Origin of the sequence: Sphaerisporangium sp. TRM90804 (assembly GCF_029846175.1) — a bacterium.
GTDB lineage: Bacteria > Actinomycetota > Actinomycetes > Streptosporangiales > Streptosporangiaceae > Sphaerisporangium.
On sequence record NZ_JARWAC010000007.1, the window covers coordinates 423384 to 445884 of the forward strand.

At 71.7% G+C, this 22501-nt stretch carries 24 protein-coding genes; 11 read left to right on the forward strand and 13 right to left on the reverse strand.

Annotated elements, in window-relative coordinates; genetic code table 11:
- Positions 1 to 119: 119 nt before the first annotated feature.
- The 4 genes from PYR91_RS09385 to PYR91_RS09400 form a co-directional block, all read right to left on the reverse strand.
- The gene (locus tag PYR91_RS09385) at positions 120 to 1481 is read right to left on the reverse strand and encodes a GH1 family beta-glucosidase (protein ID WP_279779013.1); all 1362 of its coding nucleotides are present in this window, start codon (positions 1479 to 1481) and stop codon (positions 120 to 122) included.
- Positions 1478 to 2356, reverse strand: coding sequence for a carbohydrate ABC transporter permease (locus PYR91_RS09390; protein ID WP_279779014.1), 879 nt, complete (start codon positions 2354 to 2356; stop codon positions 1478 to 1480). The genes PYR91_RS09385 and PYR91_RS09390 overlap by 4 nt, the downstream gene beginning before the upstream one ends.
- 1 nt (position 2357) lies before the next feature.
- Positions 2358 to 3284 (reverse strand): sugar ABC transporter permease, encoded by a 927-nt coding sequence (locus PYR91_RS09395; RefSeq protein ID WP_279779017.1) that lies wholly within the window; start codon positions 3282 to 3284, stop codon positions 2358 to 2360.
- An 81-nt stretch (positions 3285 to 3365) separates the two neighbouring features.
- Positions 3366 to 4649 (reverse strand): ABC transporter substrate-binding protein, encoded by a 1284-nt coding sequence (locus PYR91_RS09400; RefSeq protein ID WP_279779018.1) that lies wholly within the window; start codon positions 4647 to 4649, stop codon positions 3366 to 3368.
- Between the two features lie 249 nt (positions 4650 to 4898).
- Between PYR91_RS09400 and PYR91_RS09405 the strand changes: the two genes are divergently transcribed.
- The 5 genes from PYR91_RS09405 (at position 4899) to PYR91_RS09425 (ending at position 8317) form a co-directional block, all read left to right on the forward strand.
- A complete protein-coding gene (locus PYR91_RS09405; RefSeq protein ID WP_279779019.1) occupies positions 4899 to 5903 on the forward strand; it encodes a LacI family DNA-binding transcriptional regulator in 1005 nt (334 codons plus the stop codon).
- Between the two features lie 269 nt (positions 5904 to 6172).
- On the forward strand, positions 6173 to 6304 hold the full coding sequence (locus PYR91_RS09410) for a hypothetical protein (RefSeq protein ID WP_279779020.1): 132 nt from the start codon (positions 6173 to 6175) through the stop codon (positions 6302 to 6304).
- Positions 6305 to 6307: 3 nt separating this feature from the next.
- Complete coding sequence (locus PYR91_RS09415; protein WP_279779021.1) at positions 6308 to 6478, forward strand: hypothetical protein; 171 nt, start codon at positions 6308 to 6310, stop codon at positions 6476 to 6478.
- Positions 6479 to 6660: 182 nt separating this feature from the next.
- Positions 6661 to 7866: a hypothetical protein gene (locus PYR91_RS09420; RefSeq protein WP_279779023.1), complete on the forward strand. Its 1206-nt coding sequence runs from the start codon at positions 6661 to 6663 to the stop codon at positions 7864 to 7866.
- A gap of 94 nt (positions 7867 to 7960) precedes the next feature.
- Positions 7961 to 8317: a hypothetical protein gene (locus PYR91_RS09425; RefSeq protein ID WP_279779025.1), complete on the forward strand. Its 357-nt coding sequence runs from the start codon at positions 7961 to 7963 to the stop codon at positions 8315 to 8317.
- A gap of 109 nt (positions 8318 to 8426) precedes the next feature.
- On the opposite strand, the gene PYR91_RS09430 is transcribed toward PYR91_RS09425, so the two are convergent.
- On the reverse strand, positions 8427 to 10520 hold the full coding sequence (locus PYR91_RS09430) for an MMPL family transporter (protein WP_279779026.1): 2094 nt from the start codon (positions 10518 to 10520) through the stop codon (positions 8427 to 8429).
- Positions 10521 to 10592: 72 nt separating this feature from the next.
- Here PYR91_RS09430 and PYR91_RS09435 point away from each other — a divergent pair, with 72 nt between their 5' ends.
- From PYR91_RS09435 to PYR91_RS09445, 3 genes are all read left to right on the forward strand, one after another.
- Entirely contained in the window at positions 10593 to 11063 is a 471-nt protein-coding gene (locus tag PYR91_RS09435) for a MarR family winged helix-turn-helix transcriptional regulator (RefSeq protein WP_279779027.1), read from the forward strand.
- Between the two features lie 55 nt (positions 11064 to 11118).
- Positions 11119 to 11316 carry a hypothetical protein gene (locus PYR91_RS09440; protein ID WP_279779029.1) on the forward strand — a complete coding sequence of 66 codons (198 nt, stop codon included), beginning with the start codon at positions 11119 to 11121 and terminating at the stop codon, positions 11314 to 11316.
- Positions 11317 to 11459: 143 nt separating this feature from the next.
- Positions 11460 to 12296: an NAD(P)H-binding protein gene (locus tag PYR91_RS09445; protein WP_279779030.1), complete on the forward strand. Its 837-nt coding sequence runs from the start codon at positions 11460 to 11462 to the stop codon at positions 12294 to 12296.
- On the opposite strand, the gene PYR91_RS09450 is transcribed toward PYR91_RS09445, so the two are convergent.
- The 6 genes from PYR91_RS09450 to PYR91_RS09475 all read right to left on the reverse strand — a co-directional run bounded on the left by PYR91_RS09450 (position 12293) and on the right by PYR91_RS09475 (position 17001).
- On the reverse strand, positions 12293 to 12952 hold the full coding sequence (locus PYR91_RS09450) for an NUDIX hydrolase (RefSeq protein ID WP_279779031.1): 660 nt from the start codon (positions 12950 to 12952) through the stop codon (positions 12293 to 12295). The two genes, PYR91_RS09445 and PYR91_RS09450, sit on opposite strands and share 4 nt — an antisense overlap.
- A 163-nt stretch (positions 12953 to 13115) precedes the next feature.
- Positions 13116 to 13754 (reverse strand): response regulator transcription factor, encoded by a 639-nt coding sequence (locus PYR91_RS09455; protein WP_279779032.1) that lies wholly within the window; start codon positions 13752 to 13754, stop codon positions 13116 to 13118.
- Between the two features lie 4 nt (positions 13755 to 13758).
- A complete protein-coding gene (locus PYR91_RS09460) occupies positions 13759 to 15003 on the reverse strand; it encodes a sensor histidine kinase (RefSeq protein ID WP_279779033.1) in 1245 nt (414 codons plus the stop codon).
- Entirely contained in the window at positions 15000 to 15722 is a 723-nt protein-coding gene (locus PYR91_RS09465; protein ID WP_279779036.1) for an ABC transporter permease, read from the reverse strand. Before PYR91_RS09465 ends, PYR91_RS09460 begins: the two co-directional genes overlap by 4 nt.
- Entirely contained in the window at positions 15719 to 16435 is a 717-nt protein-coding gene (locus PYR91_RS09470; protein WP_279779039.1) for an ABC transporter ATP-binding protein, read from the reverse strand. The genes PYR91_RS09465 and PYR91_RS09470 overlap by 4 nt, the downstream gene beginning before the upstream one ends.
- A 98-nt stretch (positions 16436 to 16533) precedes the next feature.
- Positions 16534 to 17001 carry a GNAT family N-acetyltransferase gene (locus PYR91_RS09475; protein WP_279779041.1) on the reverse strand — a complete coding sequence of 156 codons (468 nt, stop codon included), beginning with the start codon at positions 16999 to 17001 and terminating at the stop codon, positions 16534 to 16536.
- A 113-nt stretch (positions 17002 to 17114) separates the two neighbouring features.
- On the opposite strand from PYR91_RS09475, the gene PYR91_RS09480 reads away from it, so the two are divergent.
- On the forward strand, positions 17115 to 17966 hold the full coding sequence (locus PYR91_RS09480; RefSeq protein ID WP_279779042.1) for a DUF72 domain-containing protein: 852 nt from the start codon (positions 17115 to 17117) through the stop codon (positions 17964 to 17966).
- Between the two features lie 104 nt (positions 17967 to 18070).
- Here the strand turns inward: PYR91_RS09480 and PYR91_RS09485 are convergent, their stop codons facing one another.
- Positions 18071 to 19123 carry a sigma-70 family RNA polymerase sigma factor gene (locus PYR91_RS09485; protein ID WP_279779043.1) on the reverse strand — a complete coding sequence of 351 codons (1053 nt, stop codon included), beginning with the start codon at positions 19121 to 19123 and terminating at the stop codon, positions 18071 to 18073.
- A 413-nt stretch (positions 19124 to 19536) separates the two neighbouring features.
- On the opposite strand from PYR91_RS09485, the gene PYR91_RS09490 reads away from it, so the two are divergent.
- Together PYR91_RS09490 and PYR91_RS09495 are read left to right on the forward strand one after the other, a co-directional pair.
- Positions 19537 to 20067, forward strand: a complete 531-nt coding sequence (locus PYR91_RS09490; RefSeq protein ID WP_279779044.1) for a hypothetical protein — start codon at positions 19537 to 19539, stop codon at positions 20065 to 20067.
- 4 nt (positions 20068 to 20071) lie between these two features.
- Entirely contained in the window at positions 20072 to 21112 is a 1041-nt protein-coding gene (locus PYR91_RS09495; protein WP_279779045.1) for a hypothetical protein, read from the forward strand.
- A 22-nt stretch (positions 21113 to 21134) separates the two neighbouring features.
- On the opposite strand, the gene PYR91_RS09500 is transcribed toward PYR91_RS09495, so the two are convergent.
- Positions 21135 to 22244: a zinc-binding dehydrogenase gene (locus tag PYR91_RS09500; protein ID WP_279779046.1), complete on the reverse strand. Its 1110-nt coding sequence runs from the start codon at positions 22242 to 22244 to the stop codon at positions 21135 to 21137.
- Positions 22245 to 22501: the final 257 nt, after the last annotated feature.

Genomic DNA, 22501 nt, shown 5'->3' on the forward strand with positions numbered 1-22501 from the left:
GACAGCACCGACGAGATCCGGCGAGGCGGACACGGTTCTCCGCCGGCCCGGCCGGCCGGCAGAGGCCACTCCCCGGGGAAGTGGCCCCGAAGGCGCGTGGGGTCAGTCGGCCGGGATCCTCATCCCTGCTTCGCGATGAACTCGCGCAGCCAGTGGAAGCTCGCCTTCTCGGTGCGGGCCTGGGTCTCGTAGTCGACGTGGACGAGGCCGAAGCGGGCGGCGTAGCCGCGGGCCCACTCGAAGTTGTCCAGCAGCGACCAGCAGAAGTAGCCGCGCACGTCCACGCCGTCGGCCATCGCGGTGCGGATGGCGGCCAGGTGGTCGCGCAGGAAGGCGACGCGGCCGGTGTCGTCGAGGGTCCCGTCGTCGCCGTAGCCGTTCTCGGTGATGAGGATCGGCGGCAGCGCGGGATAGCGCCGGCTCAGGCCGAGCAGGGTCTGGTGGAGCCCCTGCGGCTCCATCGGCCAGCCCAGCCCGCTGGTCGCCGCGCCGTCCGGGGTTACGCTGCGCACGCCGAGGTCGAACGCGGAGCGCAGCGCCGGGTCCGCCTGCTCGTACGGCGCCGCGGCGGCGTGGATCCGGTAGTAGTAGTTGACGCCCAGGAAGTCCAGCGGGGCGCCGATGACCTCCAGGTCGCCCTCGCGGCGGAAGGAGAAGTCGCTGATGGCGCCGAAGGTCTCCGCCATGTCGGGCGCGTAGGCGCCGAGCAGCAGCGGGTCGGTGAACTGCCGGTTGACCAGCAGGTCCATCCTGCGCGCCGCGTCGGCGTCGGCCGCGGAGCCGGTCGCGGGCACCGTGGGCGACATGTTGAGCGTGATGCCGACCCGCTGCCCCGGCCGCGCCCGCGCCCGCAGCCTGGCCGCCGCGAGGCCGTGGCCCAGCAGCAGGTGGTGGGCGGCGGCGAGCGCGCCGTGCCCCTCGCGCGCGCCGGGCGCGTGGCGGCCTTCGGCGTACCCGACGATGGACGAGCAGTACGGCTCGTTCAGCGTGATCCAGTGGGACACCGAGTCGCCCAGCGCCTCGTGCGCGACCTCGGCGTAGTCGGCGAACCGCTCGGCGGTGTCGCGGGCGCGCCAGCCGCCGCGGTCCTCCAGCGCCTGGGGCAGGTCCCAGTGGTAGAGGGTGACGTACGGCTCGATGCCGCGCTCGCGCAGGGCGCCGGCGAGCCGCCGGTAGAAGTCGAGGCCGCGCTGGTTCACCCGGCCGTCGCCGTCGGGCATGATCCTGGGCCAGGCCAGCGAGAAGCGGTAGGCGCCGGCGCCGAGCCGGTCCATCAGCTCCACGTCCTCCCGCCAGCGGTGGTAGTGGTCGCAGGCGTGCTCGCCGCTCTCGCCCCTGGCCACCGCGCCGGGGACGCGGCAGAACGTGTCCCAGATGGAGGGCCCGCGCCCGTCGGCGTCCACGGCGCCCTCGATCTGGTAGGCGGCGGTGGCCGTCCCCCACACGAACCCGGCGGGAAAGGCCGTATGTTCCTGGGTCATCCCTTGATCGCTCCTGACATGATTCCCCCAATGATCTGACGGCCCAGCGCGGCGAAGACCGCCACGATCGGCACGATCGCGAGAACGGTACCGGTGAGCACGAGCGCGTAGTCGGTGGTGTAGCCGCTGGCCAGGCTGGAGAGCGCGACCTGGACGGTCGGGTTCTCCGGGGTGAGGACGACCAGCGGCCAGAAGAAGTCGTTCCACGCCTGCATGAAGGTGAACAGGCCGAGTACGGCCGCGGCCGGCCGGGCGGCGGGCAGCACGACGTGCCAGAACAGCCGCAGCGTGCTGCACCCGTCGATGCGGCCGGCCTCCAGCAGATCGTCGGGGATGGCGCTGGACAGGTACTGGGTCATGAGGAACACGCCGAACGCGGTGACCAGGCCGGGCACGATCACCGCCTCCAGCCTGCCGGTCCAGCCGAGCTCCGCCATGAGGATGTACAGCGGGATGATGCCGAGCTGCTGCGGCACGGTGGTGGTGGCGATGGCCATGACGAGCAGTACGTTGCGCCCGCGGAAGCGCAGCTTGGCGAAGGCGAAGCCGGCCAGCGTGGAGAACAGCACGACCGAGACGGTGACCGAGCCGGACACCAGGACGGAGTTGAGCATCGCCTGGCCGAACGCGGTGGTGTCGAAGACCCGGGCGATGTTGTCGAACAGGTGGCCGCCGGGGGTGAGGACCGGCGGGACGCTGGCGATGGCGTCGTTGTCGTGGGAGGCCACGACCAGCGACCAGTAGATGGGGAACAGCGAGCCGAGCAGGACGGCGACGAGCGCGGCGTAGGTCCAGAACCCCGCCCCCAGCGGATTCAAGCCGCGTTGGACGGCCCGGCGGTTCAGGCCGCGCCGGACGGCGGTGAGGGTTGCCATGTCAGCTGCTCCTGATCCTGCGCGTGATGGCGAAGTTGACGAGCGCCATGACGACGATGATCATGCAGAGCGTCCAGGCGATCGCCGAGGCGTAGCCGAACTCGTACATGCTGAAGCCCTGCTCGTAGAGGTAGAGGCCGACGGTCTGGAACTGGCGGTCCGAGCCGCCGGTCGGGTTGCCGGTGCCGGCCTGGAACAGCAGCGGCTCGGCGATGATCTGGAAGCCGCCGATGGTGGACACGACGGCGGTGAAGATGATCGTGGGGCGGAGCATCGGCACGGTGATCTTGCGGAACTGGGTGAACTGGCTCGCGCCGTCCAGCCGGGCCGCCTCGTACAGGTCCTCGGGGATGGTCTGCATGGCGGCCAGGTAGATGAGGGCGTTGTAGCCGGTCCACCGCCAGATGACGATCAGCGAGATCGCGACGTGCGAGGAGAGCGTGCCGGCCTGCCAGTCGATCGGGTCCAAGCCCACCAGGTCGAGGGCCCAGTTCACCATGCCGAAGTCGCGGCCGAAGAGCTGGGCGAAGATGATCGTGACCGCGACGATCGAGGTCACGTTGGGCAGCAGCACGCCCATCCGGAACAGCGTGCGGGCGCGCAGCCTGCGGTTGAGCATGTGCGCGATGAACAGCGCGGCCAGCAGCTGCGGCACGGTGGACAGCAGCCAGATGCTGACGGTGTTGAACAGCGCGTTCCAGAAGTAGTCGTCGGCCACCAGCTCGGCGTAGTTGGCCAGCCCCACCCACTCGCGGGCCGGGTCGAGCAGGTTCCAGTCGGTGAGGGAGACGTAGGCGGTGTACAGCAGCGGGAACATGCCGACCGCGCCGAACAGCAGGAAGAACGGGGCGATGTACAGGTACGGCGAGCCCTTGACGTCGAGCTGGTAGATCCAGCGGCGCCGGGGCCCTGATCTGGCGGAGGTCACGTTCGGTTCCTCGGGGGAAGGGGGCGCGACGGCGGGCACTCGCTCGCCCGCCGTCGCCCGGCTCTCACGGATCGGCGCGCGTCACTTGCTGATGCGCTCGACGTCCCCGAGCAGCTGCGTCCACGCCTCGGCGCCGTCCTGCTTGCCCTCCTCCACGCGGTTGATCGCGTCGCGGATGGCGGTCTGGATGTCGCCGGCCCTCGGGCCCTGGTACTGCGGCTTGAGGTTGCGGGCGGCGGTGGTGAAGATCTGCCCGATCGGCGCGTTGTTGAAGAACTCGTGCTTGAGCCCGGTGACCTCGGGCTTGTCGTAGGTGGCGACGGTGGAGGGCAGGATGCCGTGCTTGGTGAACACCTCGATCTGCTGCTCGGGCGTCGTCAGCCAGGTGATCAGCGCCACGGCCTCTTTGAGGTTCTTGCTCTTGGCCGGGACGGTCAGGTACGAGCCGCCCCAGTTGCCGCCGCCGCCGGGGATGGCGGCCACGTCCCACTGCCCGGCGAAGGCCTTGCCCTGGTCCTGGATCTTGGCGAGCATCCAGGCGGGGCAGGCGATGGTGGCGAACTGGCTCTTGGCGAAGCCGGTGTTCCAGGCGGGCGAGCTGCCGACGAGCTTGGCCGACTGACCGTCGGCCACGGCCTTGAGCACCTGGTCGTAGGCGGAGCGGACGGCCGGGTTGGTGGCGACCACGACGTTGTCCTGGGTGTCGTAGTAGCCGGTCTCGGCCTGGCCGATCATCGCGTTGAACACCTGGGGGCCGCCGTCGAAGAACGCGGCGCCTTCGGGCTTCTTGGCGGTGTAGCGCTTGCCGGTCTCGAAGTAGGACGCCCAGTCGGGCCACAGCTTGCCGACCTCGTCACGGTCGGTGGGCAGCCCGGCCTTCTCGAACAGGTCGCGGCGGTAGCACATGGCCAGGCCGCCGACGTCGGTGCCGTAGCCGATCTGGGCCCCCGACTTGGCCAGCGACGCCTCCCACTTCCACGGCAGCCAGCGGTCCTTGAGCTGGTCGCCGCCGTGCTTGAGCAGGTCGGCGAAGTGCTGGGGCTGGTTCCTGAACTGGGCGACGAACCCGGTGTCGATCGCCTCGATGTCGGCGGTGCCGCTGCCGGTGGCCAGGTGCGCCGCGAGGTTGCGGTGGTGGTCGTTGTACGCCGACGTCCTCTCGACGATCTTGATGTTGGGGTGGGCCGCCTCGTACTTGGCGTAGAGCTCCTTGAAGCCCATGTTCCCGAACAGGTTGAGCGTCAGGGTGATCTTGCTGTCGGCGGGCGCGGAGCCGGTGGAGGGGGAGGGTGAGCCGCCGCAACCGACGGCGAGCATGCCGACGGCCAGCGCTCCGGCGGCGAGACGGATTCGTCCAGCAGACACCTGGGACTCCTTCGAGGGGAAAGGAAGGGTGACTGCGAGATGCGATGAGAGGCCGAGCCCCGCGGCAACGGTGCGGCATCGGCCTGTCAGTGGGCCATCTCACAGAACGCGGCCCCCCTCTGTCAAGTCACAGAAACGTCATGCTGCGGAAATATTCGATATTGGTTGACATGGTGCGGGCTCTCCCATAGCTTCCCATGCAACCGGTTACATGAAACCGGTTTCAGCGAGATGCGATAACGTACGTCCGTGGCAACGATCCGTGAGCTGGCGCGCCTCTGCGGGGTGTCGTCGGCGACTGTCTCCCGCGTGTTCAACAACCCCGAGGTGGTGAACGCCCAGACCCGCGAGCTGATCCTCAGCACCGCGGCACGCATCGGATACCTGCCCAACGAGTCGGCCCGCACCCTGGCCACCAAGAGATCCCACATGGTCGGCCTGATCTGGGACACCGACCACCGCCGTCCCGGCTGGCGGCACCCGTTCTTCCAGGAGATCCTCATCGGGCTGAAGACCGCGCTGAGCGAGCGCGGCTACCACCTGCTCATGCTCGCCACCAGCGAGGACGGCACGCCCGACAGCTTTCTCCGCGCCGTGCGCAGGCACCACCTCGACGGCGTGGTCTTCATAGACAACGGCAGGGCCGACCCCTCGCTCCAGCCGCTGGCGGCGTCGGAGGTGCCGTGCGTCTCCCTCGACCGGCCCGTCGAGGGGCCGTGGACCACCTACGTGACCTCCGACAACGTGGGCGGGGCGCGCGAGGCGGTGCGCCACCTGCACGCGACCGGGCGCCGGGCCATCGCCACCATCACCGGCCCGGCCCGCACCAGGCCGGGCGCGGAGCGGCTGCGCGGTTACCTGGAGGAGCTGGCCGCCCTCGGCCTGGAGCACCGGCCGGAGCTGGTCGTCGAGGGCGACTTCTACCTGTCGGGCGGTCACGCCGCGATGCGCGCCCTGCTGGAGCTGGAGGAGCCGCCCGACGCGGTGTTCGCCGCCGGCGACGAGATGGCGATCGGCGCGCTGCGGGCCGTGACCGAGGCCGGGTTGAAGGTGCCCGAGGACATCGCCCTGGTCGGGTTCGACGACATCGAGCTGGCCGCGCTGGTGCCGCCGGGCCTCACGACGCTGGCCCAGGACAAGGCGGGCTTCGGCACGGCGGCCGCCGCGGCGGTCATCATGATGATCAACGAAGGCGTCACCCCGCCCCCGCGGATCCTGCCCACCCCCCTGGTCGTCCGCGGCTCCACCGGGTAGACCGGGCCCCGCGAGTACCGAGCTCGGGCGTGCCGCCGTGACGGCGCGCCCACCACGACGCCGTCGAGCCCGGCTCCGGACGAACCAGGGCGCGTCGTGCGGCTGGGCGCTCGTGATGCTCCACTTGATTCCGTGCGGGGCGAGCCAGGTCAGGAAGTCGGCCGGTCGCAGGCCTCGCCTGGTTCGAGGAGCAGCACGCCTCCGGCGGCTCCGCCACCGGCTGGGTCGCGGCCCTGCACGACCCGGCGACCGCGGCGGCTCTGCGCGCCATGCACGGCGACCTCGCCCGGCAGTGGACCGTCGACGAGCTGGGCAGGTCGGCCGGCCTTTCCCGCGCGGCGTTCGCCCGGCGGTTCACCCACCTCGTCGGCCGCCCGCCCCTGGGCTGCCTGACGTGGTGACGCGTGACCACCGCGGCCCGGCTCCTGCGCACCTGCGACGCGCCCGTGAACGTGATCTCCCGGCAGGTCGGCACCTCGCGGTACGCGTTCACCCACGCCTTCAAACGCCAGTACGGGTCACCGCCCGCCGGCTACCGCCGTCAGGCCCACCTGACGGCCGGCCGCGCGTTCTGAGGTTTCACGCTCACACGGGACGGCTGTCCGAGCGGTGGACCGGTAACCGGCTGGAGCGATGGCCGGCGGGTGGTGAGCACCGGCCCGACCGGCTCGATGTCACGAATACGACGCGAAGCTCGTGGCGGGGGAACAGGCACGTGGCCAGGTGCATCTCATCTGGTATGCGCCGAGCACGCGCCATGACGCGAAATCCGGCTCTCGCCTGGCTGAGCCACCCCGCGACGGTCACGGCCGTGATGGTTCTGCTGCTCAACGACCACTTCCTCAAGCACCTGTGGCCGGGCGTCGTCACCGGGAAGCTGAGCGACGTCGCGGGCATGCTGGTCGCCCCGCCGCTGCTGGCGCTGCCGGTGTCCGTCTTCGGGTTCGCCCGCCGGCAACCGTGCGCCGACCGCCTCGCCGTCGCCTCGCTGCTGCTCACCGGGAGCGGCTTCGCCCTCGTCAAGGCCACCCCGGCCGGAGCCTCCCTGGCTTCTCAGGTGTGGTCCACGGTCGCCGGCCCGTCCGTGGTGCTCGCCGACGTCTCCGACCTCGTCGCGCTTGCGGCGCTGGGCGTGGCGTGGTGGGTGTGGCGGCGCGCCCGGCACGCCGCCGTGCACACGGGGACGGCACGGGTGATGCTCGTGGTCCCCGTGGCGATGTTCGCGGTCGTCGCCACCCCGGCCCCCGCCGAATACCACGCGGACGCCGTCGGCACACAAGGCGGAGTGATCGTCGTCCGCGCCTCCACGGGGCTGGTGGTCAGCCGGGACGGCGGCGCCACCTGGCGGTCGGAATCCGACGACGCCGCGCTGCCGGGTTCCGGCGCCATCCGGCCGGTCACCCCCGGCCTCGACGCCGGAGACGGAGCCGTGACCAGGCCCGTCTTCCGGGAGCCGGAGCCGAGCACGAAGGCGTGTGTACCCGGGCGGCCGGAGCACTGCTACCGCGTCGACCCGCCCGCCATGCGCCTGAGCGCGACCACCGACGGCGGCGCCACCTGGACGACCACGTGGCAGGTCCCCCCTCAGGTGCGGGAACGGCTGAGGGGGTCGTGCACCCCCGAAGACGACCCCCCCTCCTCGAAGGCGGTCGCCGTACTCCCCCGGACGGGGGGACACGTCGTGGTGGTCGCGAACGGATGCGACGGGATCGCGGTGCGGGACCCGTCGGGAACCTGGCACCGGTTCACCTTCACGGCCAATCTCGACCCCCAGCCGCAGGGCGCACCCTGGCCGTTCACCGAGCAGGCTCTCCCCGCGACCGGTCCGCCCCCCGCGGAGGAGAACGGCCGCGCTCGTTCTCTCCGCAACTCACTGATCATCGCCGCGGTGGCCGGGAGCCTGGTCTGCCTGGCGCTCATCTCGGTCGGCCTGCGCCGCAGGGCCTTGCGGCGCGCTGATTGAGCGCCGGGGCGCCGAACCAGGCGATCATATGGGTCGTCGGACGCTCGCCCGGCGCCGTCCTGAACACGACGACACGAAATGGCGGACCGTCGAAATGATCGAGCTGGGGTCGCGGGAGCGGGCGCAGCCGCCGCCCGCACGTGTCGTGTGGGAGAGCCTGCGTGACCCCCGGCGAGCCGGTGGGCGGCAGTGGCTGGAACTGCGGCCGGGGGAGGTCGAGCCGCGCGTTCTGCGGGCGGTGGAGCCGGAGCTCGTCGTCTGGTCGTCGTTGTGGCCAGAAAGGGCCGGTGACGAGATCCGGTTCGACATCCGGCCGGCGCCGAACGGGTGCCTGCTGCGCTGGACGCTGCTGACGCCTGGGGAGGCGCCGGAGCAGGCGGTGGTCGGCCGGCTGCGTTACCGGCTCAACCATCTGATCAACGCTCGGCTGCGGTTCTCCTTCGGGCAGTGACGTCTCTGCGGGCGACCGCGCCTTATCACACGCTCGATCCCGATTTGTACCGTGTTTACAGGCCGGCGACGCCCGGTGGCGCCCGTCAGGATCGGGGTGACGAGCCGGATCACCTCGGCGTTCCGGCCGGAGCCCGGGACGCCTGTTCCTCTCCCCTCAGGCCCAGGCGGCTGGGCCACCAGGCCCGCGCGTCCAGGTCGCGGATCAGCGCCGGGACCAGCAGGGAGCGCACCACCAGGGTGTCGAGCAGGACGCCGAAGGCGACGATGAAGGCCGTCTGCAGGAGGAAGGCCAGCGGGATCACGGCCAGGGCGGCGAAGGTGGCGGCGAGCACGACCCCCGCCGACGTGATCACTCCGCCGGTGGTGACCAGCCCGCGCAGGACGCCCTCCCGGGTCCCGTGGAGCGCGGTCTCCTCGCGCACCCTGGACATGAGGAAGATGTTGTAGTCGACACCCAGCGCGACCAGGAAGACGAACCCGTACAGCGGCACGGACGCGTCGCTGCCGGTGAAGCCGAACACGTGCGTGAAGACGAGCGCGGAGACGCCGAGGGTGGCCAGGAAGTTCAGCGCCACGGTGACCACCAGCAGCACGGGCGTCAGCAGCGAGCGCAGCAGGACGATCAGGATCAGCAGGATGATCGCCAGCACGACCGGGACGATGAGCAGGGTGTCGCTCTTCGCGGTCTCCGTCGTGTCGTACCGCTGGGCGCTGTACCCGCCGACCATGACGCCGTTCTCGGAGTCGAGGGCGGTGCGCAGACGCTTGACCGTGTCCTGGGCGGCGTCGCCGTCCGGCGCGTCGCTCAGCGTCGCCTCCACCAGCGCGAGCCCGTCGACGATCTTCGGGGGGCCGCCCGGACGGCCGCTCTCGGACACCACCGCAGCGTCGGACACCCCTTCGACGCCGCCTGCCGCCCGCGCCACGGCCGCGGCACGTCCGGCGGGCGCGACGATGACGGCGGGCTGGCCCGAGCCTTCGGGGTAGTGCTCGCTCAGCGTCGCCTGTGCGGCCACCGACGGCGCGTCGTTGACGAACGTCTCGTCCAGCGGCACGCCCCTGGCGTTCAGCTGCGGCGCCATGAGGGCGAGGGCGATGAGCGGCAGGATGGTCGCGATCCAGAGCCGGCGCGGACGGCGGTCGACCACGGCGGCGACGCGGCCCCAGATGCCGCGGGTGCCGGCGTCGGCCGGGTGCGGCTTCGCCGGCCACAGGGCGGCGCGTCCGAGCAGGACGAGCACCGCGGGCAGGAACGTGAGCGCGCTCAGCGCAGCGCACACGATGCCGATGGCGCCGACGGGGCCGAGCGCGCGGTTGTTGGTCAGGTTGCTGAGCAGCAGCGCGAGCAGGCCCAGGGCCACCGTGGCGGCGCTGGCCACGATGGGACCGAACGAGCGCCGCAGCGCGACGCGGCCCGCGGCGAAGCGGTCGCCGGTGGTCGCCAGCTCCTCCCGGAAGCGGGCGGTCAGCAGCAGGGCGTAGTCGGTGGCCGCGCCGATGACCAGGATGAACAGGATGCCCTGCACCTGGCCGTCCACCCGGACGATGTCGCGGTCGGCCAGGAAGTACACCACGGCGCACGCCAGGCCCAGCGCGAAGATCGCGCCGACGATGATGACGAGGGGCAGCAGCACGCTCCGGTACACCGCCAGCAGGATGATCAGCACGGCGAGCAGCGCCACCCCCAGCAGCAGGCCGTCGATCCCGGCGAACGCGTCGGACAGGTCGGCCCGGGTGGCGGCCGGGCCCGCGAGCTCGGCCCGCAGGCCGTCGACCGCCACCGCCGAGCCGATCCGGTCGAGGATCTCGCCGAGCGCGTCGTCGACGCCGGAAGCGAGCTGCACTATGCCCCGCAGTGCTTTGCCGTCGTCCGACCCGATGGCGGGGCTGGGGGTCCCGGCGACGCCTGTCGTGCCGCGCAGCGAGGCGAGCGCCCGGGTAGCGGCGGCGGTCTGCTCGGGGGTGACGTCCGCGCCGCCGGCGGTCCAGACCACGATGAGCGGTTGGGTCTCACCGGCGCGGAACCGTTCCCGCACCTCCAGCACGCGGGTCGACTCCGCGCTCTGCGGCAGGAACGCCGCCTGGTCGTTCGTGGACACCTCGGTGAGCTTGCCGGCGAACGGCCCGAGCCCTCCGCCCACCGCCAGCCAGACCAGCACCAGCAGAGCCGGAACGAGCCAGCGGATCGGCTGCCGCGCCATGAGACCACCTCGCCAGACGAGTTAACTCAATCATTGAGATACTTAATAATTGAGTTAATGTAGCATGGCCGCATGAGCGCCGACAGGGGGGACGGCATAGACCTGCTGTCCTTCGCGGTACGACTGCGCCGGATGACCGCCGAGTTCAACCGCATCGCCCACGAGTTCGCCGGCCACCACGGGCTGCACCCCACCGACGTCCAGGCGCTCATCAAGATCTTCGACGCGCCATCGCCGATCACCCCCAGCCGGCTGCGGGCGGAGCTGAACCTCACCTCAGGGGCCGTCACCGCGTGCCTCGACAGGCTGGAGCGCGCCGGCCACATCCGCCGCGTACGCGACGTCCACGATCGGCGCGTCGTCCACCTGCACTACCTCGACGCCGCGAAGGAGCTCGCCGCCACCTTCTTCCGCCCGCTCGGCCGCAGCACCGACAACGCTCTGCGCCGTTTCAGCCCGGAGGAACTGCGCACCGCCGCCGCCTTCCTCGACGCCATGAACGAGGAGCTCGAGCTGCTGCGAGCACCACCGGACTCCCCCTGAGCATGGACGGAAGGCGCGGTCCGGTGGATGCTTGTCTCCCGGGCACCGTGTACGGATGGACGTGGCCATGGCGAACTCGCCGAGCGACTGCCCGCTGACGCTCGACCTGCCGCATGATCCGCGGCGCACGCTGCTTGATCTCACCGGAGCGCCGGCCGTTGTCAGGGCGTGCGCGTACCACACCTACACGACCATGGAAGACGCCGTGGTCATAGGTTCCCGCGTGCTTTCCGGTCAGGTCGTGGACGCATGATGGCGATCACATCGCTGAGCACGTCCACGCGAGGACGCTAGCAGGAGACGATCGCGTATGAATTCCAGATGCCGAAGCATTGGTCATCCGGGCCCGGCCCCCTAGCGTTGTCGATCAGACAACTCCGCGATGGGAGGCCTTGGATGCCGGGACGGATTCTGGTCACCGGGGCGACCGGCACGGTCGGCCGCCAGGTGACGGAGCTGCTGCTGGAGGCCGGGGCCGAGGTTCGCGCGTTCACACGAGGGCAGGCCGATCTTCCGCCCGCTGTGGAGTGCGCGCGCGGCGATCTGTCGGCGCCCGGCTCGCTGGACGCCGCTGTCGAGGGCGTCGAGGCCGTGTTCCTGGTCTGGCCGTTCGCCACGGTGGAGGGGCTCGGGGCGGTGCTGGCGACGGCGGCCGAGCACGCCCGCCGGGTGGTCTACCTGTCGTCGGCGGCGGTGCGTGAGCACGAACGCCAGGCCGAGCGGCTGATCGAACGGTCGGGGCTGGAGTGGACGGTCCTGCGCCCGCACGCGTTCGCGGCCAACGCCCTGCGCTGGGCCGGGCCGATCCGTGCCGAGGGCGCGGTGCGTGAGCCGTACGGCCAGGCCGCCATGTCGCCGGTGCACGAGCGGGACATCGCGGCGGTCGCCGTGCGCGCGCTGACCGAGGCCGGGCACGCCGGCGCCGTCTACGAGCTGACCGGGCCGCAGTCGCTGACCCAGGCCGAGCAGGTGGGCGTCATCGGCGAGGTGATCGGCCGCCCGGTGCGCTGGGAGGAGACCTCCCCGCAGGACGCCCGGCGGCGGATGCTGGCCCGGGGCTGGCCGGCGCAGGCCGTGGACGGCATCCTGCGCGCCCAGGCCGGGATGACCATCGGCCCGGCGCCGGTCACCGCCGCCGTCGAGGAGGTCACCGGGGACGCGGCGCGGACGTTCCGCTCGTGGGTGGCCGAGAACGCCCACGCCTTCCGCGCCGTCGCGCGCGTCCCCTCCTAGAGGCCGGGGACTTCGCCGTCCAGCTCGCCGGGCGCGCCGGCGCGACCGTGATCGCCACCGCGGTTAGCCGCGGCGCCGCCGTGGACCGCGTTCTTGGCGTGGGCCGCGTCCTCGGCGTGCGGTCGCTGGAGCAGCAGCAGCATGTGGGCGGCGACGGTGGAGGAGTCGGTGATCGACCCGTCGAGGATCATCCGCTCGAACTCCGCGCGGTCCACCCAGCGCTGGCGCATGTCCTGCTCGGTGTGCTCGCGGTCGGTCTTCCCCTTCGTCAGGCCGGTGGCCAGGTACACGTGCAGCCGTTGGTCGGTGATGCCGTGGGCGTTGTCCATGGTGCCCAGGAAGCTCAGCCGTTCCGCGCGGAGCCCGGTCTCCTCCGCCAGTTCACGCCGGGCCTCGTCCTCGTGGGTGGCGGCCTCCGCCGTGCCCTGGGGGAAGCTCCAGGTGCGGCGGCCGATCGGATACCGGTACTCCTCCACGATGTGGTAGCCGTCGTCCTCCTTCGGGACGACCACCACGAAGTCAGGTTTGACCACGTACCCGTACAGGCCGGGCGAGCCGTCGGGACGCTCGATGCGGTCCTCCCGCACCGTCATCCACGCGTTGCTGTAGACGACCTGGGAGGAGATCTGCCGGATCACGGGCTGCGCGTCGGTCATGATGCCGCATGGTAGTCATGTCGCACCGTTTGTTCAGAATGAGGTGGAACGCGGTGTCTCCTCGCGAGACCCGCCGCGTTGCGGCGCGGCCCTGGCCCTGAGGGGAGCCGGCCGGGAAAACGACCGGCCCGGCGCCGGAGCGCGCACGGCCGCCGTGCCGTGGTCAGGGGCCGGAGGCCCGCTTGAGCAGGCCGGTCTCGTACGCGACCGCGACCGCGGACGCCCGGTCGTTCACCTCCAGCTTGGCGAAGACGTGCAGCAGGTGCGTCTTCACCGTCGCCTCGGTGATGAACAGTTTCGCGGCGACCTCGCGGTTGGTGGCGCCGCGGGCGATGAGCCCGAGGATCTCCAGCTCCCGGGGGCTCGGCGTCCGCCGCTCCGGCGCGCGCGCCCTGTTCGTCATGACCTCGGCCACGGACGGGGACAGCACGGTCTCGCCGCGGGCCGCCGCCTGGACGGCACGACGCAGGTCGGCGCGCGGGGTGTCCTTGAGCAGGTATCCGGTGGCGCCCTGCTCGATCGCGGGCAGCACGTCGGCGTCGTCGTCGAAGGTGGTGAGGACCAGCACGTTGACGCCGGGCGTCTGTTCGCGAAGCCGGCGGATGACCTCCGACCCGCTCATCTTCGGCATCCGCAGGTCCATGAGCACGACGTCGGGTCTGGTGCGCAGGGCCACGGCGAGCGCTTCCGGCCCGTCCGCCGCCTCGCCGACGACCTCGAAGGAGTCGTCGTCGGTGAAGATCCCGCGCAGGCCGTCGCGGACGACCGGATGGTCGTCCACGATGATCATTCGAATGGGCATGTGCTCACAACGCGTCTCTGGAGGGGGCGGGTGATTCCCGGACGGAGGCGGCCGGGATGGCCGGGACGGTGGCGGAGATCCCCGTTCCCTGGCCGGGCGTCGTCTCGATCGCGAAGTCCCCGGCCAGCCGGGTGACGCGCTGGCGCATCGCGATGAGCCCGAAGCCGCCGCCGGTCGAGGAGCTCGCCGCGCCGGGCGTGAAGCCCGAGCCGTCGTCCCGTACGTCCAGCGCCACGACGTCCTCCATGTACGACAGGGTGATCCCGGCCCTGGTGGCCCCGGCGTGCTCGCCGACGTTGGCCAGCGCCTCCTGCGCCACCCGCAGCAAGGTGATCTCCACCTCCGTGTGCAGGGGCCGGGGGTCGCCGGTGACGGACACCGCGGCGGGTACGCCGGTGTTCCGCGACCACTTCTCGGCGATGTCCCGCAGGGCGGTGGCGAGCTGGGCCTCGTCCAGCGGCGCGGGACGCAACGCCTGGACCGACCGCCGGGCCTCGTTCAGGCTCTCCCTGGCCAGGGTGCGTACCGTGTCCAGGCGCGACCGGGCCGCGGGCGCGTCGCCGATCGTGTCCTCGGCGGCTTCGAGTTGGGTGAGGATGCCGGTCAGGCCCTGCGCGATGGTGTCGTGGATCTCCCGCGCCATCCGCTGCCGTTCCCCCAGCACACCGGCCTCGCGAGCCTGGGTCAGCAGCCGGGCCTGCAGCTGCGCGTTCTCCTGCGCGAGCTCCGCCAGCTTGGCGCCGGTCTCCCGCAGCTGCGCGATCATCACCCTGCGGTTCTCGTTCTGGTCGCGCATGGTCTGGGTGACCAGGCCCATCGCCGAGGCGACCAGCAACGCGACCAGGAAGGAGTAGAGCATCTCGCCCGGGGTCCGCCCCGCCTCGGGGCGGGCGCCGATGATCACGCCGGCCGTCGCGGCCACCCCCGCGTACGCCCACCATCCGGAGATCAGCGTGAACGACTGGACGAACATCACCAGCGCCGTCACCGTGAACAGCGTGTCGATTCTGATCAGGGCCCCGATGAGGGCGAGCATCACGGCGAGGTAGACGACCACCCCCACCGGGCGCCTGGTCCACCCGGGGTGCGAGGTGACCATGAACCAGTGCCAGGCTCCGGCGAGCAGCGCCAGGGCGAGCACTTCCGGCCTCCAGTCGCGCACCAGGGCGAAGAGCGTGGGAAGCAGGACGAACAGGTACGGCATGACCGGCCAGGCGCGGTCCCAGCGGGTGACGTCGGGGCCGGTCACCACCGGAACGCCTTGACGGCGACGCCGCCGGCGATGACGGATATCGCGACCATGACGCCCAGGGTAAGCGGGGAGGTCGCGTCGCCGGCCCAGCCGTCGCGGATCGCCTGGACCGCGGGGGCCATCGGGGTCAGGTCGCCGATGGCCCGCATCGACCCTGACATGGTCTCCCGGGGGATCATGGCGCCCGACAGGAAGACCATCGGGAAGAAGAGGCTCAGCCCGATCACGGTCGCGCCGCGGCCGCTGGGGACGAGCGCGCCGAGCAGCAGGCCGATGGAGCTGAGGCTCAGCGCGCCGAGAACCCATGCCAGGACGACGCCGCCCGGGTTCGCGGGCGCCGCCAGCCCGAAGAAGGCCAGGCCGATGACGATCAACAGCGCCGTCCCGAGTACGGCCAGCAGCATGTGGGCGATCCACTGGGAGCCGAAGAGCATGGTGGACGAGGCGGGGGTGGCGCGCAGCCGCTTCAGCACCCGGCGCTCCCGGTACTGGGCCAGCGTCGCCGGGAGCACGACCAGCCCGGCCAGGCCGATGACGAAGACGCTCAGCATCGGCACCGTGGCGTCGATGGCCGGCAGCCCGCCCGGCAGCGGTCTGCCGCTGCGCATCTTGACCGCCAGCATGAGGGCCGGGAAGGCCAGGGCGAAGAACGCCGACATCGGGTCCCGCATGATCAGCTTGAGCTCGACCGCGGTGACCTGCCTGAGGCCTCTCATGCCATTTCCTTTCCGGTCAGTGCGAAGTAGGCGTTCTCCAGCGAGTCCGACCGTCCCTCGATGATCAGCCGGCTCGGAGTGCCCTCGGCGGCGACGCGCCCCTCGTCGATGATCGCGATGCGGTCGCACAGTGCTTCGGCCTCGTCCATGAAGTGGGTGACCAGCACGACGGTGACGCCGCGCTCGCGCATCGCGCGGATCAGCCCCCAGGTCGTGCGGCGGGCGGAGGGGTCCAGGCCGGTGGTCAGCTCGTCGAGGAAGACGACCTCCGGATCGCCCACGAGGGCGAGCGCGATGAACAGCCGCTGCTTCCAGCCGCCCGACAGGCTGGCGAAGCCGGCGCGCCTCCTGTCCGCCAGGCCCCACTCGTCCATGAGCTCCCGCCAGTCGGCGGGCTTGTCGTAGAAGGAGGCGTACATCCGGAGCGCCTCCTCCACCTTGATCGCGTCGGGCAGGGCCGCCTCCTGCAGTTGGACGCCGACGCGCTGCAGCAGCGCGCGCCGATCGCTCCGCGGGTCCAGCCCCAGCACCCGCAGGGTGCCGCCATCCGGCCGCCGCAGCCCCGTCGCGCACTCCACGACCGTGGTCTTGCCCGCCCCGTTGGGCCCGGCGATGCCGAAGATCTCCCCCTTCTCCACCTTCAGGGAGACGCCTCGCACCGCCTCGTGTGTCTTGTAGCTCTTACGCAGCCCGTCGATCTCGATCACCGTCATGCTTCGAGAATCCCGTGCGGGCGCCCCCGGCATAATCCACCGAACGGTTGATGGGCCGGCGGCTCCTCCCCTCTGACGACCGGGCGGCGAGCGGCCGGTCAGCGTCTGCGGGTGAGTGTGAGGCCGGGGTGGTCGTCGAAGCCGAGCGCCCGGTAGAGGCTCTGGCCGTCGGGGCTGGAGTGCAGGTCGACCCGCGTGAGGCCGCGGTCGTCGAACCAGCGGAGCAGGTCCTCCATGATGGCTCGCGCGTGGCCGCGCCTGCGGTACGCCGGATCGGTGACGATCCCGTAGACATGGCCGATCGAGCCGCCGAGGTTGTACGGCGTGGGCAGCCGCCGCTCGACGACGGCCATGCCGCACGAGGCCAGCCCCGCCTCGCCGTCGATCACGACGATCCGCATCGAGTCGTCGGCGAGCAGTTCGGTCAGCGCGTCGGCGCAGCGCTCCCTCCAGTCGGACGCGGCGGGAGGCAGCCCCCATTCGGCGGCGAGGTCGCGGAAGAGCAGGCCCCTGAGCCGTACGAGCTCCGCGATGTCGGGGGAAGCCGCTGAGCGCACGTCGACCATGGTTCGCATCCTAGGAGCGCCCGCGGCCTCACCGGCGGCCTGATCGGGGCGTGGGACGGAGGGAACCCCCGGGTCCGCCCTGGAACGTCGCCGGGTTTGGGTAGCGTCGGGGGATGCGGCTTCATGTGGGATGCGCGATGTGGGCGCACGCGCCGTGGCAGCGTCGGTTCCTGCCGCATCCGCTCGCTCCGGGGGAACGCCTGCGGGCCTATGCGAGCTGGTGCAACGCGGTGGAGGGGAACACGACGTTCTACGCGACCCCCGCGGGGAGCACGGTGGAGTCGTGGGCGCGGCAGACCCCGCCCGGCTTTCGCTTCCTCGCCAAGCTCCCCAGGTCGGTCACGCACGAGCGCCGTCTCACCGGGGCCGAAGAGGAGCTCCGGGTGTTCCTGGAGACGGTCGAGCCGCTCGGGCCCAGGGCCGAGGTCTTGTGGGTGCAGCTGCCGCCGTCGTTCGGGCCGGCCGACCTCGGCGTCCTGGCGGGCTTCCTCCGCGGCCTTCCCCGCTCGCACCGGTACGCCGTGGAGGTCCGGCACCGCGCGTTCTTCGAGGACACGCGCTCCGCGCGGCTGCTCGAAGGGGTTCTCGCCGGCGCCGGAGCCGAGTGGGTGCCGTTCGACACCACCGTCTTCTTCGAGAGCCCCCCGGCCACCGACGCCGAGCGAGACGCCTGGACGAGGAAGCCGCGCCTGCCGCGCCGGGCGTCGGCACTCACCGACCGTCCGATCGTCCGCTACCTCGGCCGCGACGACGCCGAGCGCACCATCGAGGGCTGGCGGCCGTGGGTCGGCACGGTGACCGGATGGCTGCGTGAGGGCCGCTCGCCCACGGTGTTCGTCCACACCCCCGACGACGCCGACGCGCTGATGCTGGCCCGCCGTTTCCACGACGACGTGCGCGCCGGGCTGCCCGAGCTGGAGCCGCTCCCCGACCCCATGCCCGCCGAGCCGCTGACCCTCTTCTGACCACCGCGCCGGCCTCGCCGATCGCCGGGTCCGGCGCCCGCCGTCCCGGTGACGGGCGGCTGGACCCGGCGGCCGCCCGGGCCCGCGCTCCCGGGCTCCCGGGCTCAGGGAAGTGAGACGGGGAGGCCGAAGGGCGGGAAGTGGCCGGGGCCGATGAACGAGGTGATCTCGGCGATGCGGTCGTCGCGAAGGGTCAGGACGTTGACGGACCAGGCGAGGTGGGCGCCGGCGGCGTCGTCCCGCAGGTAGAGGGCCACCGCCGGCTGGCCGTTGGCGGTGACCGGGAGGTGGCGCCAGTAGCCGCAGCTGGCCAGCGGCACGCGCACGGCGAAGTCGGTGACGGCGGCCAGCCCCCGGTACCACTGGTGCAGCGGCGGCATCGACCAGGTGACGTCCTCGGTGAGCAGCGCGACGAGGGTGTCGGCGTCGCCCCGTTCGAGCGCGGCGGAGTAGCGGGCGACCACCTCGCGCAGGCGGGCGTCGCCGATCTCTCGCAGCGTCCGCTGCTGGGACGGGGAGGGGACCTTCTCGGCCACGATCGCGCGGGCCCGTTGCAGGGCGCTGTTCACCGAGGCGGCCGAGGTGTCCATCATCGTGGCGATCTCGGCGGCCGAGAAGCCGAGGACCTCGAAGAGCAGCAGCGCCGCCCGCTGGTTGCCCGGCAGGTGCTGCAGGGCGGCGACGAAGGCCAGCTCGACGGCTTCGCGCTGCTCGTAGCGCGTGTGCGGGGCGGCGGGGCCGTCGGGCAGGCCCGTGTCCGGGTAGGGCCCCAGCCAGGCGACGTCGGCCCGCGAGGCGGTGCCGAACACGGCGCGGTCGCTGGACGGGCCGAGGTCGACGGGCAGGGCCCGCCTGCCGCGGGCTTCGACGATGTCCAGGCAGGTGCGGGTCGCGACGGTGTAGAGCCACGAGCGCAGCGAGCCGCGACCCTGGAAGCGCGCGAGCCCGCGCCACGCCCGCAGCAGGGCGTCCTGCAGGGCGTCGTCGGCGTCGTGGGTCGAGCCGAGCATGCGGTAGCAGTGCGCGTGCAGCTCGCGGCGGAGCGGTGCGACGAGGCGGGTGAACGCGGCGTCGTCGCCCGCGCGGGCGAGGGCGACGTCGGCGTGCTCGGCGTACGCCTCCGTCGTGCCCGCCGTCCCCCGGGAAGTTCGCCTCACGAGCGATGAGTATGCCTCATGCCCGCGGTCTCCTCTCCGCCTCGACCTGTCGAGGGCGCAGGTCGAGGCGGTCGCCGTCCGGCGCCCGGCACGGCATCGCGATTTCCGGCTTGTCGCCACATTTCACTGCAGTGGATCGGAGGTGCAGAGCAGGTGAAGGCGCTCTATTACTACCAAGGAGGATTATTGCCACAGAACGCCATGAAGGCGGTTCGACGGTTTTTGATCGGGACTTGACGGGGCATGATCGATGGTGCCTTTCCCGCCGTGTTAGCGTGCTGCTATCTGACTCTTAAATGAGGCGGTAAGTCGATTTTTAGCCATCCGCCATAATATAAGAAGGTTCGGGAGCCATGAACAGGCTTACTTCAGCAGCTGTCATCACCGCGGCAGCGATGTTCTCCTTGCAGACCTTGACCGGACTGCCCGCCCAGGCGGCCACCTGCCCCGTGGACACGGCCTGCCCCACCACGGTGACGTTCGACATCGCCGCCGGCGCCCTGGAGATCACGGTGCCCGACACGGCCGATCTGGCCAACGACGGTGCGCCTGGCGGGTTCGCCTACGGACCGCTGGGCGCCGTCACCGTCGACGACAACCGCGCCTCGGCCACGCCCGCGTGGACGGTCGCGGTGACCAGCACCGACTTCGTCACCGCCGGCGGCGACGACCCCGGCGAGACCATCGTCAACGACAGCGTGTACTACTGTTCGGGCGCCGCGACGGCGACGACCGGCGACGGCACCTTCACGCCCGGCCAGACGGGCTGCGCCGCGCCGCCGCCGCCCACCGGACAGACCCTGGACATCGAGCGCACCGCGTTCGCCCACGCCGGCGGCACCGGCGTCAACTCCGCCACCTGGAACCCGCTGATCACGATCGCGCTGGCGCTCAGCAACGTCGCCGGCCAGTACACGGGCACGATCTCCCACACGGTGACGTAGCCACGTGGCACCAGGTTCCCGGCCGCTCGCCCTGATCGCTGTGACGCTCCTGCTCCAGGCGGCCGTCTGCGCGGCGGCCTTCGCGGAGGGTGGCTCGGAGGGTTCGCGTCCGGGCCACCGAAAGGCCGGCGGCACCATCGGGATCAGGCTTCTGGAGGCGTCGTCGAACCGCCGCGACGACCCCCGGGCACAGATTTACGTCGTCGACCACATCAACCCCGGAACGACGATCCATCGGCGGCTGGAAATCAGCAATACGTCCAGAATTCCGCAACGCGTCGCGGTATTCGTCGGCGCGGCGGAGATTCGCGGCAACAAGTTCAAACCGGCACGAAATCGCAACGCCAACGAATTGGCCTCCTGGATATCCGTCGACTCGCCGGCGCTCGTCGTGCCGGCGAACGGCCGGGTGCCGGTCAAAGCGACCATCGCCATTCCGGAGGGGGCGTCGAAAGGGGAGCGGTACGGCGCCATCTGGGCCGAGACGGCCTCCGAGCTGAAGCCGGGCTCCCGGCGCAACGTCGCGGTGGTCAACAGGGTCGGGGTGCGGATCTACCTCGACGTCGGCCCCGGCGGCGACCCCCCGACCGACTTCCGCGTCAAGCGGCTGACGCCCGGCCGCATCCGGGACGGCACCCCCGTGGTGCGGGCGACCGTCCAGAACACCGGTGAGCGCGCCATCGACGTCGAGGGGCGGATATGGCTGTCCGACGGCCCGGGCGGCCTCAAGGCCGGCCCGACTCCCGTGCAGGTGGGGACGACGCTCGCGCCCGGCGACGAGGCGCCGGTCATGGCCGTTCTCGACGCCCGCCTGCCCGACGGCCCGTGGCGGGTCAAGCTCACGCTGGAGAGCGGCAGGGTGCGCCGGACGATCACCGGCACGCTCACCTTCCCCGCCAAGGGCGCGACCTGGGGCCAGGCGGCGCTCCTGGACTCCACGCCGTGGATGTACGTCGCCGCCGGCGCGCTGGCCGCCGCGCTCGTCGCCGGCCTCGGGATCGTACTCCTGCGCCGGGTGCGCCGGCCGCGCCGCCGGGCCGGATGACGGCCCCGTCCGGCCCTGACGATCACCCGGGGACGATCAGGGCCTTCACCACACGCTGCGCCGCGACGTCCTCCAGGGCGGCCTGGGCCTCGGCGAGCGGGTACTCCCCGGTGATCAGGTCGGTCCACGGGAACTGCTTCGCGTACCGGGACATCACCCTGACGGACCGGTACACGTGGCCGACGTCGCTGCCCCAGCAGCCGCGGACGTCCAGGTGCTTCTGGTTCAGGTCGAGGTGCGGGTTGAAGGTCGCGGCGCCGGCGTCGGTGTACTGGCCGACGACCACGTAGCGCCCGGCGTCCCGGGTGAGCCGCATGCCCTCGGGGACGGCCTCCGGTGCGCCGGTCGCCTCGATCGTGACGTCGGCACCGCGCCCTCCGGTCGCGTCCCTGACCGCGGCGAGCCGCTCCTCGGGGGTGGTCGTGGCGATGTCGACGACGGCGTCGGCGCCGAAACGGGCGGCCGCGTCCAGCCTGGCCTCGGGGCCGCCGACGACGATCACCGACCCGGCGCCGCGCAGCTGGGCCAGCACGGCCGCGCACAGCCCGACCGGCCCGGCGCCCTGGACGACGACGGTGTCGCCGAAGGCGATCTCGCCGAGGGTCACCGCGTGCAGCGCCGTCGGCATGCCGCAGCCTCCGGCGAGGAACGCCCGCCAGTCGAGCCCGTCGGGCAGCGGGATCACGTGGACGCCGGGCTTCAGGTAGACGTACTCCGACCAGCCGCCGAGCAGGCCCTCGTCGGCCGACAGCGTGATCCCGTAGACCCTGCGCGACGGGCAGCGGGTGGTGGCGTGGCCGACGGTGCAGTACCAGCACCGCCCGCACGTGCCGTACACGTCGAGGAACGTCACGATCTGCCCGATCTCCAGCGGCGTCCCCGACACGTCCCGGGCGACATCCCCCGTGGCGTCCGCGGGCCCGAGCGCCGCGACCCGCCCGACGCTGACATGCCCCGGAATGATCGGATACGGCACACCAGCGAGCTGTCCCTTCCACAGATGCGCGTCCGTGCCGCACACCTCGCTGCCCAGCGTCCGCAGCAGAACCGCGCCCGGCTCCACCTCGGGCCGCTCGAACGCGCGCAGCTCAAGCGGCGCGCCGGGTCCGGTCATCACGACTGCGGAGATCACGGTGATTCCTCTTCACTCGCCGGGTGCGTTCACCGACGCCGACCCGGAACCCATGGTCCTCGCGGCCCGAGCCCTCGGGGACCGGCACGGTGCGGGTGGTCGCGACGTCGTCCGGTGCCGTACAGGTGGTGACGCTCATCCAGGGGAGGGCGGGCGGTAGATCCACCATACCGCCACCGACATGGCCCTATACCGAATGGGTCTACTTAAGGTACGTATAACTATTAATGCAGTAGAACTGTGCTCAGCTCTAATAA